This is a genomic window from Aestuariibacter salexigens DSM 15300 (assembly GCF_000429145.1).
Taxonomy (GTDB): Bacteria; Pseudomonadota; Gammaproteobacteria; order Enterobacterales; family Alteromonadaceae; genus Aestuariibacter; species Aestuariibacter salexigens.
Genome location: NZ_AUBH01000016.1, coordinates 40,260 through 55,244 on the forward strand (window position 1 = coordinate 40,260; position 14,985 = coordinate 55,244).

The 14,985-nt window shown below is 48.2% G+C and carries 11 protein-coding genes and 1 pseudogene; 6 read left to right on the forward strand and 6 right to left on the reverse strand.

Going from position 1 to position 14,985, the window contains the following annotated elements; all coding sequences use genetic code 11:
• Positions 1–69: 69 nt before the first annotated feature.
• Positions 70–1,002 (reverse strand): LpxL/LpxP family Kdo(2)-lipid IV(A) lauroyl/palmitoleoyl acyltransferase, encoded by a 933-nt coding sequence (lpxL, locus tag G441_RS0115575; protein ID WP_026377214.1) that lies wholly within the window; start codon positions 1,000–1,002, stop codon positions 70–72.
• 77 nt (positions 1,003–1,079) lie between these two features.
• Here lpxL and G441_RS0115580 point away from each other — a divergent pair, with 77 nt between their 5' ends.
• On the forward strand, positions 1,080–4,211 hold the full coding sequence (locus G441_RS0115580) for a PAS domain-containing hybrid sensor histidine kinase/response regulator (protein WP_026377215.1): 3,132 nt from the start codon (positions 1,080–1,082) through the stop codon (positions 4,209–4,211).
• Positions 4,212–4,228: 17 nt separating this feature from the next.
• Here the strand turns inward: G441_RS0115580 and G441_RS0115585 are convergent, their stop codons facing one another.
• Both G441_RS0115585 and G441_RS0115590 read right to left on the reverse strand, forming a co-directional pair.
• Entirely contained in the window at positions 4,229–4,486 is a 258-nt protein-coding gene (locus G441_RS0115585; RefSeq protein WP_026377216.1) for a DUF3081 domain-containing protein, read from the reverse strand.
• A gap of 14 nt (positions 4,487–4,500) precedes the next feature.
• On the reverse strand, positions 4,501–5,127 hold the full coding sequence (locus G441_RS0115590) for a hypothetical protein (protein ID WP_156896392.1): 627 nt from the start codon (positions 5,125–5,127) through the stop codon (positions 4,501–4,503).
• A gap of 143 nt (positions 5,128–5,270) precedes the next feature.
• Between G441_RS0115590 and G441_RS0115595 the strand changes: the two genes are divergently transcribed.
• The 3 genes from G441_RS0115595 to fghA are packed head-to-tail and all read left to right on the forward strand — an operon-like array spanning position 5,271 to position 7,681.
• A complete protein-coding gene (locus G441_RS0115595; protein WP_156896393.1) occupies positions 5,271–5,648 on the forward strand; it encodes a hypothetical protein in 378 nt (125 codons plus the stop codon).
• Between the two features lie 44 nt (positions 5,649–5,692).
• Positions 5,693–6,811, forward strand: coding sequence for an S-(hydroxymethyl)glutathione dehydrogenase/class III alcohol dehydrogenase (locus G441_RS0115600; protein ID WP_026377219.1), 1,119 nt, complete (start codon positions 5,693–5,695; stop codon positions 6,809–6,811).
• Positions 6,812–6,829: 18 nt separating this feature from the next.
• Complete coding sequence (gene fghA, locus G441_RS0115605; RefSeq protein ID WP_169726097.1) at positions 6,830–7,681, forward strand: S-formylglutathione hydrolase; 852 nt, start codon at positions 6,830–6,832, stop codon at positions 7,679–7,681.
• A 6-nt stretch (positions 7,682–7,687) separates the two neighbouring features.
• Here fghA and G441_RS0115610 read toward each other — a convergent pair whose 3' ends face one another.
• The 3 genes from G441_RS0115610 to G441_RS18885 are packed head-to-tail and all read right to left on the reverse strand — an operon-like array spanning position 7,688 to position 11,973.
• Positions 7,688–8,896 carry a hypothetical protein gene (locus G441_RS0115610; RefSeq protein WP_026377221.1) on the reverse strand — a complete coding sequence of 403 codons (1,209 nt, stop codon included), beginning with the start codon at positions 8,894–8,896 and terminating at the stop codon, positions 7,688–7,690.
• Positions 8,865–9,671: an outer membrane lipoprotein-sorting protein gene (locus G441_RS0115615; RefSeq protein ID WP_084407404.1), complete on the reverse strand. Its 807-nt coding sequence runs from the start codon at positions 9,669–9,671 to the stop codon at positions 8,865–8,867. Before G441_RS0115615 ends, G441_RS0115610 begins: the two co-directional genes overlap by 32 nt.
• A complete protein-coding gene (locus tag G441_RS18885) occupies positions 9,640–11,973 on the reverse strand; it encodes an efflux RND transporter permease subunit (protein WP_051275659.1) in 2,334 nt (777 codons plus the stop codon). The genes G441_RS0115615 and G441_RS18885 overlap by 32 nt, the downstream gene beginning before the upstream one ends.
• Positions 11,974–12,331: 358 nt before the next feature.
• On the opposite strand from G441_RS18885, the gene G441_RS0115625 reads away from it, so the two are divergent.
• Together G441_RS0115625 and G441_RS0115630 are read left to right on the forward strand one after the other, a co-directional pair.
• A complete protein-coding gene (locus G441_RS0115625) occupies positions 12,332–14,581 on the forward strand; it encodes an acyl-CoA dehydrogenase (RefSeq protein ID WP_026377223.1) in 2,250 nt (749 codons plus the stop codon).
• A 111-nt stretch (positions 14,582–14,692) separates the two neighbouring features.
• A pseudogene (locus G441_RS0115630) lies at positions 14,693–14,985 on the forward strand (IS3 family transposase); the annotation flags it as partial.

Here is a 14,985-nt window from a genome sequence, read left to right on the forward strand (position 1 = left end):
TTATGACGCGACACAATACTCTATCGGCATAATAGCAAATACCCTTTAGCCGTGACAAAGCTCGCGTAGCTAATCATACAAGCTTGGTGCCGACTCAGTTGGCCTGCTTTTAAAACGCTTGTGCATCCACAGATAACTTTCAGGCTGTTCAAGGATGATTTGTTCAATTTGTTTATTGAGTAAGGTCAGTGCCTGCTTATCTTCTAATTCCGCAAACTTGTCCATCGGCGGATAAAATTTAATTCTACTGCCGGTCGGGGTGTACTGGGATGTCACCATCAGTGGTACACAGTCTGCGCGACGGGCAAACATTAATGTCGCCGTGGTCGTTGCTGCTTCATCGACAGCAAAAAATGGCACAAAGATACTCTGCGCGGCGCCATAATCTTGATCCGGCAGGTAAAGACACAGCTCGCCCTGGTCCAGCGCTTCGATGAGTGCTTTGGAATTACGTTTATGGATCATGTATTTGTTTGCGCGATTGCGGCCGTGATACTGAAAATAATCCATCAACGGATTGTTGTGCTTGCGATAGAACGCAATGCTTGGGTGAGTATAGCCAAGTGCCCGGCAGGCAAATTCTACATTCATATTATGCAATGCTAAACCAAACACGCCTTTACCGCTGTCCAGCACCTTTTGCACATGTTCGAAGCCTTCAATTTCGATATGGCGTTTTACTCGCCAGGCAGGCCACCACCAACCCATTGCCGTCTCAAGCGCTGCGATGCCAGCACGTTGCACATTTTCCCTGACCACCGCTTCGCGTTTTTTCTCGCTCCAATCGGGGAAACACAGCTGCAGATTGCGCCTCGCAATCGCCACTCGCTTTTTACCCAGCTTGGCCAACAGCTTGCCAACCTGCCGACCAAGCCAGCGCGACAGACGAAAGGGTAACCAGCTGATCAGGTACAACACCAGCACGCCTAGCCAGGTAAGCCAGTATTTTGGCAACAAGAAGGACGGTGAAAACGTTGGGGCGCTGACTTTCTTTATTGACACAAGCGGATCTCTTGCTAGGTTGTTATGGGTATATCGCAACAATAGTACACGATAACCGTAAACAAGTGACACGTTCGATGAATCATTCGACCTATGCAAAAACAAATCCGATGCCCAGCGATGCATTGCTCAGTGCATGCAGCAGCGGTGTCTTGCAGGTCGACCAGACAGGAATGATTCATTTTGCTAATCAGGCTGCGGCCGACCTGTTTGGTTACGATGTAGAGGCCTTTCATCAGCTCACGTTGAATGATTTGTTGCCGACTCAGCATCAAGAAGCACACAATGATCATGTAGCGCAGTTTTTCTCCCGCGGTGAGTCTCGCTTGATGGGGCAAGGCAGATATTTTCCTGCCCAGCATAAAGACGGTCATATTTTTTATGTCACGCTGCATCTGAATCTGGTTGAAAGCGATGGTGCGCAGTATGCCGTTGCCACATTGTCTGAGTCTCCACAGCTTAGTAAAGAGCAAGCTCAGCAGATGCAGAGCGAGTTACAGGAAAGTCAGGAAAAAAGCGAGATACTTGCTCAAGTCGTGCGTGAAACTGACAGTTCAGTCGTGCTGTATGACACGTCAATACGTATCAAGTGGGTAAACCCCGCATTTTCCCGATTAAGCGGCTACCACGCTGAAGAAGTGATTGGTAAAAGACCTGATTTTCTTGCCTATGACGGATTACCACCTTCGCTTGTTGAGGCCGTTAAGCAGCGCCAGCACTTTTCAGGAGAACTGATTAATAAACGCAAAGACGGCACACCGTACTGGGTCAAGTTAACGGCCCAGCCAACCTATGACAAAGGCCATTTTACTGGCTACATGGCGATAGAGCAGGATATTACAGAGAGCAAACTCGCCGAATTAGAGCTAAAGAAAGCCAGCAGTTTACAAAAAGCGATGTTGGACAGCGCGCAGATAATTATTATCACTACGGATACACAAGGCCAGATTGTCACATTCAATAACTTTGCGCGCGAAACCTTGGGTTATAAAAGACGGGATATTTTACACGAGGCATGCATCACTGACTTGCTTGACACACAGCAATTACGCGAACAGGCAATATCTCTGGGAAATGAATTCACACAAGAAGAATCGCATTTTGCCCTTCTCGCTGCATTAGCACACGCCGGCAAAATTCATGAGCAAGAGTGGAAAGTATTCTGTTCAGATGGAGATGCTATTCCTGTCCAGCTGACGGTGACTGAGATCCTTCAAGACGACACAGAAACGATTGGCTACTTGATAATTGGCCGTGATATTCGAGAGATAAAAGGCCTGGAACAAGAACGCAAACGAAATCAGCAGCTACTGGAAGCAACTGGCACCATGGCCAAGCTCGGCGGCTGGGAGTTGGAGCTGGGGACTAATAGCCTTTACTGGACAAAAGAGGTGTATCACATTCATGAACTGCCCGTAGGTTCCCACCCAGACGTGGCCAGCGCAATTAACTATTATGCGCCAGAGGCGAGGCCCATCATCAGCAAAGCCGTCGAGACTGCCCTTAGCACCGGCGAACCCTATGACCTGAATTTACCTTTTATTACCGCAAAAAAACGCCGGATTTGGGTGCGAGCGTTCGGAGTTGCGGTTTTTGAAGACGGCAAACCTGTAAGACTTTTGGGTGGCTTTCAGGATATTACTGAGCTGAAGCAGCAAGAAGAAATGGCCAAAGAGGCCAGTCGCGCTAAAAGTGAATTTCTGGCCAATATGAGTCATGAAATTCGTACGCCGATAAACGGCATTATCGGCATGAATGATTTGCTGTTAAAAACAGAGCTAACAGCTAAACAGAAGCACTACGCTGAGCTTGCCCAAACGAGCAGTCAAACACTGCTGCATCTCATAAACGACATTCTTGATTTTTCCAAAATCGAGGCAGGAAAGCTGCACATTGAGCGCATCAGTTTTAATCTTGAAGAACTGTTATCTCGCTTTGTCGATCTCTATTCATTCAAAGCCGAGCAATCATCACTGGCATTTAACTATCGTACCTTGACGACTCTGCCCACGTTTGTAAAAGGTGACCCGGGCAGAATTCGACAGATACTGACGAATTTATGCAGCAATGCGATTAAATTTACCGAATACGGCTCTGTTACCCTGGAAGTAGGATTTACAGAAAACAACACGCTGCGGATCCATGTTATCGATACCGGCATTGGTATCCCAAAGGACAAGCAACCCTTATTGTTCGATAAGTTTATGCAGGTTGATGCATCTACCACCCGTCGCTTCGGCGGCACTGGGCTTGGATTAGCAATAAGTAAACAGCTTGTTGAGTTGATGGACGGGTCAATCACTTTGCAAAGCGATGAAGGCAAGGGTACGACGTTTTGTGTTGACATTCCGATTGAAGAAACGCAACCACTGCTCGATGAACAGGTAAGCGTAATCAAGCCTGCTGCTTACACCTTGCTGATCGTTTCCGCCGAAGGGGTAAGTAAGGAAATTGCCTCTCAGTGGTTTGCGGATAGTCCGTTTAATGTATTGTTTGCCGACGATGCCAAACAGGCCATGCAAATTTCAAAAGCGCACAAAGATGTCCACGCTGCACTTATTGACGAAGACTTACCGGGAATGAATGCAGAGCAACTCGGTAAAGCGTTGACTCATCACTTCCCTAATCTTGTTCAGGTGCTGCTCAGCACCGACGGTGATACTGACAACATGGCAACCTGGCTACAGTCAGGTTTTATGGCATGCTTTTCATATGCTATGAAAAGAAGCGACGTCGTGAAGGGGCTGACGTTACTGGTACAGGTCAAAGCTGCCGCCGAGTCTCCCGACGCTGTATCGGAAAATGCACTGAAAACACTTGTGTCACAACGCGACAGGCAGATCCTGTTGGTTGAAGACAATGCTATTAATCAGGAAGTCGCGAAAGCTATGCTGATTGATATGGGGCACAGCGTCACAGTAGTGGATAATGGTCGTCAGGCGATTGAGGCATTGAGTAACAACGAGAATCATTTTGATGTGGTGCTGATGGACTGCCAGATGCCGGTCATGGACGGCTACGAAACGAGCCGATTTATTCGCAGTACTGAAAACACCAACATAAATCGTGATATCCCGATTATCGCCCTGACTGCCAATGCGCTTAAAGGTGACAAAGAAAAATGCGTTGCTGCAGGGATGAACGATTACCTGTCCAAACCCATCATAGCAACCGATTTGGAACAGATGCTAAACACCTATTTGAAATAACAGGGATTGATAGTCTGTCAGTAATTATGCTCGATGGCTTTGAGCTTTTTCTCAAAGGTTTCTAAATGCTCGGCTTTGTCGTAGTCGAAATGATATTGATTATGAAAGCCGACGCGAAGTTTCACTAGCGCATCTTCCATAAACACTGTGTAGCCATCGTGGTCGGTATAAGCGGTAACACCATCGAGCACATAGCGATCGTCCTGACGCTCGCCATGCTGACGGATTTTTTCAAACACACTGAGCAGTAAGTGGCTGTCAAATTCGTTTTTCATCATCCACGCTCTTGTTAGTTGAAGTTATATCGCAGGCCGATGTAGGCCGCATTAACTTGTATGCCATTGTTGCCGCGGATATGCTCGGCCTCAAAGCGGATCAGCAGGTTAGTACCGACATAGTGGTCATAGCCAATCCCGAGCGAACCTGCTATCCCTGCTTCGTCATACGCGCAATATGAAAAAGACTGCTGCTCAATGGTTACCGCAGTATACGCGCCGACACTGCATGTTTCTCCGCTTGCAACCAGACCTTCGCCGCGAATGTCAGTTTTCAGTAAACCTAATCGATAAAACAGCTCACCATCCTTACCGGATGCTTTACCCAGCAGCGCAACGAATAGCGCATCACCCTCCATTTCGCCACGAAAATCATTCGCCTCCTGTGCCGTTGCAGGCAAAATGCCCAGATTGCCGTTACCTAACTGCTGGTAACCAAATTCGGCATACCACTGTTTATGCAGTTCATAGCCGATGGCCAGTTTGTAGCTGCCACCTTGCTCACTGCTGAAATCGTCTTTTGCATCGACGCCACCCACTTGTACTGAGCCGTACATATTTGCCATGGCGGGGCCTGAAACAAGCAGCGCGCTGACCAGCGAGGCGCGACAAAAGGTCTTGAAATGGTGAAGAATAGTCATGTTATTCAGTCTTTTATGTCCTTTACACTTCATACTAGCGAATTTATTTGTCACGATATAGTGCTTATTAATACCTAAGTATGGTGCATCTCTTGGTGGTTTTCCGTTTATATTTGATCTGTGCCCTGAGCGCCGCTGTATTGATGCTTGTCGGCTGTGTCAGCAAGCCAGACCAGGTTTTGCATTACGAACAGTTTATGTCGTCCCGGGTTAACACATCAGGCGATACTGAGTTCGCTTTTATACTGGCATGGCGATGGGACGGAGAATTTATTGAAAAGTGGCGAGACTACCAATTAGCCGCTGATGGATACTTGCGTACACCGCGGTATGAGGCGCGAGACCTGTTACGTCCTACATTGACCACTGAGCAGCGTCTGCATATTGAAGAAGACGCTGTGCGCAGGTTGCCAGGTGCATTACGAGCCGAACGGTTATGCTCGGACGGACACCGCATTGACGATGTGATCTGGGAGGTAAAGCATGTGCGGATCATGGGCCAGTGTCTGATTATCGAATGAACAAACCGCACGCCACGAAAGATTTGAGAGAAAGAGGAATGACGATGGATAAGATTACTAGTAAAGCCGCCGTTGCATGGCAGGCCGGAAAGCCTCTGACGATTGAGCAAATAGACGTTGCCCCCCCAAAAAAAGGTGAAGTACTGGTCAAGATAGTTGCCACTGGGGTGTGTCATACCGACGCATATACTTTGTCCGGGGACGATCCGGAAGGTCTGTTTCCAGTCGTACTGGGGCATGAGGGCGCCGGTGTTGTTGAAGCGGTAGGTGAAGGCGTAACGCTGGTGTCGCCGGGTGACCATGTTATCCCGCTATACACCCCAGAGTGCGGTCAGTGTAAATTCTGTTTATCTGGCAAGACCAATCTGTGTCAGGCGATCCGCACCACGCAGGGTCAGGGTTTAATGCCTGATGGTACCAGCAGACTAAGTTGTAATGGTGAGCAATTATTTCACTACATGGGTACATCGACCTTCTCTGAATACACCGTTGTACCTGAAATCGCCCTTGCCAAGATCCCTAAAGACGCACCGCTTGAAAAAGTCTGCCTGCTTGGCTGCGGTGTCACCACCGGCATGGGTGCGGTAAAAAATGCCGCGAACGTGCAGCCGGGCGATACTGTTGCAGTGTTCGGCCTGGGTGGCATTGGACTCTCCGTTATTATCGGTGCTCGGATGGCTGGCGCAGGTCGCATTATCGCCATCGACATTAACGAAGATAAGTTTGAAATTGCCAAAAAGCTTGGCGCGACTGACTGCGCTAACCCGAAGAAGGTTGGCGGTACTATTCAGGAAGCCATTGTTGATATGACTGATGGCGGTGTGGACTACTCGTTTGAATGTATCGGTAATGTCAATGTGATGCGCTCCGCGCTGGAATGCTGTCACAAAGGCTGGGGGGAATCTGTGATCATTGGTGTGGCTGGTGCCGGACAGGAAATATCGACCCGTCCTTTCCAGTTAGTGACCGGTCGCGTATGGCGTGGCACCGCTTTCGGTGGCGTCAAAGGACGCAGTCAGCTGCCGGATTATGTACAGCGTTATATGGACGGTGAATTTGAACTGGATACCTTCATCACTCACACCATGGGTCTGGAAGATATCAATAAAGCGTTTGACCTGATGCATGAAGGTAAGTCAATTCGCTCGGTTATTCTGTTTTAAATGAAGAGCGTGGAAATCATGCAGAAAATTGCAAGCAACCAAAGTTTCGGTGGGCTGCAACAGCGCTTCACCCACACATCGGAAGTCCTGAACTGCGAGATGACATTAGCGGTATATTTGCCCCCTCAGGCACAGCAGCAAAACGTCCCCGTTGTTTACTGGCTATCCGGCCTGACTTGCACAGATGAAAACTTTGTGCAAAAGGCAGGTGCACAGCGCGTTGCCGCAGAATTGGGTGTAATGTTAGTGATCCCCGACACCAGCCCAAGAGGTGAGGAAGTTCCCGACGCCCCTGACGGCGCCTATGATCTGGGCAAAGGCGCCGGATTTTATGTTAATGCCAGTCAGGCGCCTTGGGACCAGCACTATCGAATGTACGATTACATTACAATTGAATTGCCGAAACTAATCACTTCACATTTTCCGGTCAAACCGGGCAAAGCCGCAATTTGTGGTCATTCTATGGGTGGTCACGGTGCACTGACTATCGGCATGCGAAACCCTGAGAAGTATTGCAGCATCTCGGCGTTTTCACCTATCGTGGCGCCATCGACCTGTGACTGGGGTCGAAAAGCGTTGAGCACCTATCTGGGCGACGATGAATCTGTCTGGGCAGCGTACGACAGCTGCAAGCTGATTGAACAAAGAGAAGGTCAACACGTTCAACCAATATTAATTGACCAGGGCACGTCCGATGAATTCTTCGATTCTCAGCTGTTAACGCGGCCGTTTGATGAAATTAGTCAGCAACAGCAGCGTGACAATATTGATGTGCGTTATCAGCCCGGCTATGACCACAGTTATTTTTTCGTGGCCAGTTTTATCGAGGACCATTTGCGCTTTCACGCTAAGCACCTGAATGCGCAGTAATGCACCCTAGAAGTAGTATTCCAGGGTGAATTCGACATAGTCATCACGCCGCCAGGCGTACGTCACATCGGTAGGCGTGTCTGACGAAAAGAAATAAGCATCGAGTCGCCATTTCCATCTGTCGGTCATACGGCTTGATGCTTCAATCAACCCGCCACGGGTGCTTGAGTTATCTAAATCCTGGATCACACCGAGCAGCACTTCAGTACCGTCAATGTCGTTAAACACGATACGTGTACCGATCATCAGATCATTTTGCGCGCCCGTCCACGACAGCTCATCACGCTCATCGAACTGATATTCAATCAACAATCCAAGGTCGTACATTGAGTCAAACACGCCAACAGAGGTGTACTCAACACCGCCGACCGCGGCGAAAAAATCGTCATCCAATACGTCGCGATAAATGGCTTCAAATTTGATCAACCATGAACCCGCCACCGCCAAAGTATCAACACCAACCTGCTGCATCTGGGCATAAAACGGTCGCAGCTGTATTTCGCCGCTTTGTGGATTGGGTGCTGGCACGAAAAAGGGTTCCCGCGATGTACCATCGAAATAAGACAGTCCCAGTTCCCAATCACCCAACGTAGCCTGATAGCGCACTGCCCAGTCAATATGCCGTTCTTCGTCCGATGACTCATAAAGTGGGTTGTCTGTGTCTACAGGTAATGGCAGCTGCAGGCGTCCATCCGGGCCAGCAAAAGTTCGCTCGCGAAAATAGGGCAAAACAAACGCTGACAACGTGCCCATATCCATGATGTAAGAAAAGTTAACCATGGGTTGACCGAGCCGGTCTTCGTAGTCAATGGTTTCCACCAAATCCACCTGGTTAATCACGTCAACCAGATGCAAGGATTCCGTCTGGCCCCAGAACACTTTGCCGATACCGGTGCGCAGCTCCCAGTTATCAGAAACATGAAGCCAAATAAGCTCACGAATATCGATATGAGTGCGTTCCGAGTCCACCTCGTCATAGCGTACGAAAGGTCTAAATAACAGGCTGTCATAGCCATCGTTCCACGAGTGATACCACTCTGGCTGCGCATAAACAGAAAATTGTGCCCGCTCCTGTTCTGGCAACAATGCATCTTGTAAAAAATAACGCTGCTGCACGCCCATTTCACCTGCAAACTCTGCCTGAGCAGCACATGGTAGTGAGGCAGTAAGAAGTAAAAAAGCACTAGCGCGCGCGGCGGAGACTGTTTTTGTCAAAGTCCTTTTCCTCCAGGCCAGTGTTAAATTCGATCGAGTGGGTCAACAACACGGTGGATTTACCATTTTGCACATTCGTCATTTCAGCCACCATAGGCCGCCAGAATTTGTCCTGATAAAGCTTATAGTCATTTAGCTCAAGTACTTTAAGTAGTTGGTCTTTGCGGTCGTAATATTCAATTTTGAGTGCGCGATAGTGATTTTTATCAATCCACGCAACACGACGGGTATAGCCGGAATACTCATCTAACGGGCGCTGTTCAACAACGAAACACTCTTGTCCCTGAAATGGTTCATCTCTCAGATAGGTATAGGTGTATTTTTCCAGTTCAAATGATGTCATGTCCTCAAACGCAAATTCACTGCCCATAAACGGCCCTGATTTATTTCGTGAGGCAATGCGTTTAACCCTTTTTAACTCGGGCAGATAAATCCACTGATCGTCAGGTTCAGTGGCGTGAGAAAAGCTTAAAAACGAGGTGCCGCTGACATCTCTGGGTTGATCGAAAATGGTCAGGGCTTTATCACCATCGCCCTGCACTTCCAGGCTTTTGATGCGTATTTTGCGCTCTGACTCCTGCCCTTGTGCATTTCGCAGGATCATACTGACTTCAGCCTGTGAATCCCCCCACCCCGCGTCACGCTGTTTTTGTTCAGTGGCAATAGCTAGGCCTTTTTGTGCTGCATCCTGTGCGTAAGCAATGGCCCCAGTCGCCAGAAGCGCCAATATGGCTACGCAGCGACTAATCTGCGGAAATAGGTTGCCTGTCGACATGCTGTTCTCCCTTACCTGAAGACGGTTTATCAATAATCATTAGAAATGCTGGTAAAAAGATAAAATCGACCAGCAGCGCAAGAACTATAATGATACTGGTCAGCAGACCCATATCAGAGTTTAGTGCAAATGATGATAGGGTTAAGATAGCAAACCCTGATGCCAGCACCAATGTTGTGATCACTAATGCTCGACCAACACTCATAAACGCATATCTGATACTGTCTTCTGTTGACTGGCCTTGCGCCTTGGCGTAGCGGTACTTACTTAAAAAATGTACGCTGTCATCGACAATGATGCCTAAAGTCATAGTCAGTACGACGGACAGTGCCATATTAATCTGCCCTGAAATCAGCGCCCATATACCAAATCCCAGCCCTGCAGGTAATAAGTTGGGGATAAGACTGACGGCACCCATACGCCAGGAGCGTAAAGCAAATACTAATAAAGCCGAAATCAACACCAACGCTAAAAGCGTACCTTTAACCATACTCTGCATATTCGCCTCTCCAATATGCGCAAACATAAGGGGAGGACTGGCGGCAGTAATGCGAAGTTCCGGGGCGACAGCCTCAAACCAAGCCTTTGCTCGTGCTTCGAATGCGGTAAATTCTTTACTGCCGAGATTCTGCATGGTAACCATCAGTCGCGTAGCAGACTTATCAATATCAATCTGATTATTGAGGTCCAGTCCATATGGCAAAGACATCTCATACAGCAATAGGTATTGTGCTGCCATTTCCTGATTATCTGGCAGTTGATAGTACGCCTCATCATCGCTATGCAGGTTTTTATTGAGGCGTTTAAACGTGTCGGTAATGGTATCGACGTGGTCAACTTCAGGCTGTTTGCGCAACCATCCTGCAAACTGCTCAATAGTGCGCAACACTTGAGGAGCATTTAATCCAGACGGCTCGCCGGTATATATAGCAAAATCAATATTGGACATACCGCTGAGCCTGTCTGTCTGAAAATCTGCAGCCTGTCTGAAAGGATTGGATTCATCGAAATATTCGACCGCAATATCATTCAGTTTATTGGTAAATGCCAGGCTCAACGCAATAACCAGAAGTATTGCGCTGTACGGTAGGATCCTGCGGTGATGGTGAATCACCCATTCGGCCAACTTATTCAGTTTATCTGAGCTCTCGCTGGACTGCATTGACACCCGAATAGGCATCACTTTTAACATCGCTGGTAACAGTGTAAATGACAGGCCGCACGCCACCATCACGCCAAACGCCGCTAGATTACCTAAATCTGCCAGCACCGGCACGGCAGAAAAGTTGAGTGTCAGAAATCCTATCGAGGTGGTCACGCTGGTAATAATGATGGGCATCAGGTTGAGCTGCACAGAATGCGCAATAGCGTCCTCTTTACTTTTCCCACCGCGCATCGCGTACTGCATCGATGCGATGACATGGATGCAATCGGCTACCGCAAGCGTCATTACCATGGTTGGCACATTCACTGTCGCAGTGCTTAAAAACAGCCCACTCCACCCGGCCAAGCCCATTGTTGCAGCAATAGAGAGCGCCACGATGAGCAGTGTCGCAAAGGTCCCGGTAATACTTTTCAGCAACAGCCACATGATCAGAATAATCACCAGAAACATGACCGGAATGAGTGTTTCAGCATCCTGCTGAGCCGCTATGGCAAATGCATTGTTCAGTGCCACAATGCCAGTGAGATAAAACTCATGATTGGGGTACTGGTTCTGGAATTTGGCGACCAATTCATCCACGAACGCTTTAATTTCAAATACTTCTGCAGTCTGGTCGCCATCCGGCAATTGCACGGTAATGTTGATAACCGCAACATCACCCTTTTCTGAGACTAATCGATGCACTAGTGAAGCTTCTGATAATGCGACAGCTCGAATGTCATCAGATTTTTGTTGGTTTACACTACGGACCGAATACAGCAAATCTTCGACAATCAGATCGTCATCTTCGGCATAGGTGTGCTGGTAATTCGCCACACTATTCACGCGTGTTGATAGGGGTGTCTGCCACGCTTCGTCAGTAAGTTGTTTGATCAGAGTAAGTGTTTCAGGTGTGAAGACATTGCCATCTTCAGGGGCAATAACAATGTTAACGTTATCATTCTTACTGAAGATATTTTGCATCTCTTCATACGCCAGCCTCTGTGGATTTTCCGGCTCAAAAAACACTTTGTAATCGCCGCGAAAATACAAGTGTTGTGCACCTGCTGTTAGTGTCAGCAATACCACGAGTGCCGCGATAATGGTTGCCCAGGGATGCTTGAGCACCGTGTACAGCCATGTATGTTTATTTGTCATTGTTATTATTCCCTGTCCGTTGTGCACTATTGCCCAGCGTGATGCACATGGCTTGATTATAGCGGCTTGTCATTGAATCAGCCGCACATATCGCGAGCTCAGATTAACATTTCATCAACAGCATTGAACACTGTATTCACAAAGTCGCATTTAAACATGCGTTTGAATTTTTCCCATTCATCCCCACATTATCAATAAATCAATAATTTCAATGCGTTAGATAAACCGCCAAATTTCCAGTGGCTATTTTTTAGTCAATAAGTGGAAAAAAAGCGTTAAAAATTTGTCATGAAATTTTGATCTTTGCGAAAACTGGAGTAGTATCTAATTCAACTGGTCAGATGAGCGGATGAGTAGCATGAGTATCAGAAAGAGTTTAAAAAAGGTCCTCCCCCCCATTTCAGTCACAGAGCAAGAGGCGCTGGACGCAGGTGATGTGTGGATTGAATCTTCCATTTATCAGGGTAAACCTGACATGCAGGCGCTGCGCGACCTGCCGACTGCATCACTGACTGCTGATGAACAAGCGTTTCTCGACGGTCCGGTGCAGGAACTGCTGGAAATGATTGACGAGTTTGCACTCGGCAACGACAAGCATATCCCCCAGCAGGTGCTGGATTTCTTGAGTAAGAATAAGTTTTTCTCGATGATCATCCCTAAAAAGTTTGGTGGTCTGGAGTTCTCTCCATATGCCAACTCAACGATCGTCGCAACGATTGCAGCCAAAAGCGGTGCCGTCGCGGTAACCGTTATGGTGCCTAACTCGTTAGGTCCGGGCGAATTGTTGATGCACTATGGCACAGAAGAGCAACAAAATTACTGGTTGCCTCGACTTGCTGTCGGTCAGGATATTCCCTGCTTTGCCTTAACCAGCCCTGAAGCAGGCTCGGATGCGGGCTCAATTCCTGACGCTGCCATCGTCACTAAAGGCGAGTGGGAAGGTAAAGAAGTCGTCGGTCTGTCGGTGACGTGGGACAAACGCTATATTACTTTAGCGCCTATCGCGACAGTGCTTGGCTTAGCCTTTAAAGTCTACGACCCAGACGGTTTATTAGGCGATCAGGTAGAGCTGGGTATTACTTGCGCGCTGTTACCAAAATCCCACCCTGGCGTAGAGTTGGGTAATCGTCACGATCCTATGGGCGTTCGTTTCTACAACGGTACCACACGTGGTGAGAACGTCTTTATCCCGATGGACTTCATTATTGGTGGTCAGAAAAATATCGGTCGTGGCTGGCAAATGCTGGTGTCTTGTCTTGGTGCAGGACGCGGTATCTCATTGCCTGCGATGGGTGTGGCAACCGCACACACTGCATTAAAAGGTGCAGCAGAGTATTCGTTTGTGCGCGAGCAGTTTGGTGTGCCAATCGGTCGTTTTGAAGGTATTCAGGACAAGCTTGCCGATATCGCGGGTAAAACCTTCCTGTTGGAAGCTATGCGCGTGCTGACCACAGAAGGGTTAGGACAAGGTCTTAAGCCATCGGTTGTGACGGCTATCGCTAAATACCATATGACTGAGCTGGGCCGCGATGTGCTTAACTCAGCAATGGACGTACAGGCCGGTAAAGCCATTCAGCGTGGCCCGCAGAATACGTTTGCCAGTGGCTATGCAGCACTGCCTATTGCCATTACGGTTGAAGGTGCAAATATATTGACCCGCAACCTGATGATATTTGGTCAGGGCGCGATGCGCTGTCACCCGCATCTGAAGGAAATGGTTGATCTGATCCACAGTAACGAGCCTGAGGCAGATCGTGAATTTAATAAAGTGCTGACCAGCACCGTTAAGTTCAGCGTCAAGAACTCACTACGCAGTTTGGTCAACTCACACCTGCCATTCCTGCGCAATGCAGAATCGGTTTATCCAGAAGTTCGCAAGCATGAGAAACGGATCAATGCGATTGCCGCCAAGCTGGCACCTCTGGCTGACCTGTCTCTATTGGTACTGGGTGGCGAGCTGAAAAAAGCAGAGTTACTGTCAGCCAGACTGGGCGACGTGATGAGTTATTTATACGGTGCAATGGCCGCTGTACGTTTTTACGAGCAGCGTGTTGAGAATCGTAGCGAGGCCAAGCCATACTTTGATTACGCGGTTAACTGGAGCCTGCAACAGGCTGAGAAGGCTATTGTTGATTTCATCAATAACTTCCCTAACACAGCAACGCGTGGTTTGATGCGTGTATTGACGGCGACATACACCTCGTCAGTCAGTCATATCTCTGACGACCTGGTACGTGAGCTTGCAGCCGCAACCATGCAGGACAACAGCATTAAGGCACAGCTAACTCACCTCGTGCGCACATTGCCTGGCGACGGCAATGACATTAACGAGCAGGCTTTCAAAGCCAAGCATGCTGCCATGACACTGTTAAATAAAGTGCAGAAGGCACTGCGCAAGGAGCCAGTAGTGCCGTTCGTTTCGTTCGCTAACGCCGTCAACAAGCTGCTGGAAAAAGGTGAGCTAAGCACATCTGAAGCCAAGATACTGATTGATTACGATGACAAGCGTAAGCTGGCTGTCAGAGTCGATGAGTTTGACTTCGACCTAAATCTGCTGCCGGCTGAAGAAACCTTGCCGCAGCCGGAACAGACTCCAGACGCCGCATAACGGCATGATGTTCAATAATCACTGGTAAAGGGCACTTCGGTGCCCTTTTTTGTATTTCATGACCCGTCCTAAATAGCGTTGACACTTTTCCAACCTTTTTTGGAGAGTGTAATGCATTCAATAAATAGACGAACTCAGCGTGATTATTCCCTCGCTTTTAAATTGGCAGTTGTTGATCAGGTAGAAAAGGGAGAGTTGACGTATCAACAAGCTCAATACAAGTATGGTATTCAGGGTAGTTCGACAGTTTTAGTTTGGCTTCGCAGGCATGGTCGTCTAGATTGGTCCTTAGGCACACCCAGGTTTTTTAAACGGGGAGCAACCATGAGCGAGCAAGAAACAGAGTTGACGCCGGAACAACGTATTAAACAGCTCGAACAACAGTTGGCCGACACGAAAATGAA

Coding starts and splice junctions, on each gene's coding strand:
- G441_RS0115585 (WP_026377216.1), bottom strand. CDS start 4,486: ATGAAAAACGAATTTGACAGCCACTTACTGCTCAGTGTGTTTGAAAAA.
- G441_RS0115625 (WP_026377223.1), top strand. CDS start 12,332: ATGAGTATCAGAAAGAGTTTAAAAAAGGTCCTCCCCCCCATTTCAGTC.
- G441_RS0115615 (WP_084407404.1), bottom strand. CDS start 9,671: ATGTCGACAGGCAACCTATTTCCGCAGATTAGTCGCTGCGTAGCCATA.
- G441_RS0115595 (WP_156896393.1), top strand. CDS start 5,271: ATGCTTGTCGGCTGTGTCAGCAAGCCAGACCAGGTTTTGCATTACGAA.
- G441_RS0115580 (WP_026377215.1), top strand. CDS start 1,080: ATGAATCATTCGACCTATGCAAAAACAAATCCGATGCCCAGCGATGCA.
- G441_RS0115600 (WP_026377219.1), top strand. CDS start 5,693: ATGGATAAGATTACTAGTAAAGCCGCCGTTGCATGGCAGGCCGGAAAG.
- fghA (WP_169726097.1), top strand. CDS start 6,830: ATGCAGAAAATTGCAAGCAACCAAAGTTTCGGTGGGCTGCAACAGCGC.
- G441_RS0115590 (WP_156896392.1), bottom strand. CDS start 5,127: ATGACTATTCTTCACCATTTCAAGACCTTTTGTCGCGCCTCGCTGGTC.
- G441_RS18885 (WP_051275659.1), bottom strand. CDS start 11,973: ATGACAAATAAACATACATGGCTGTACACGGTGCTCAAGCATCCCTGG.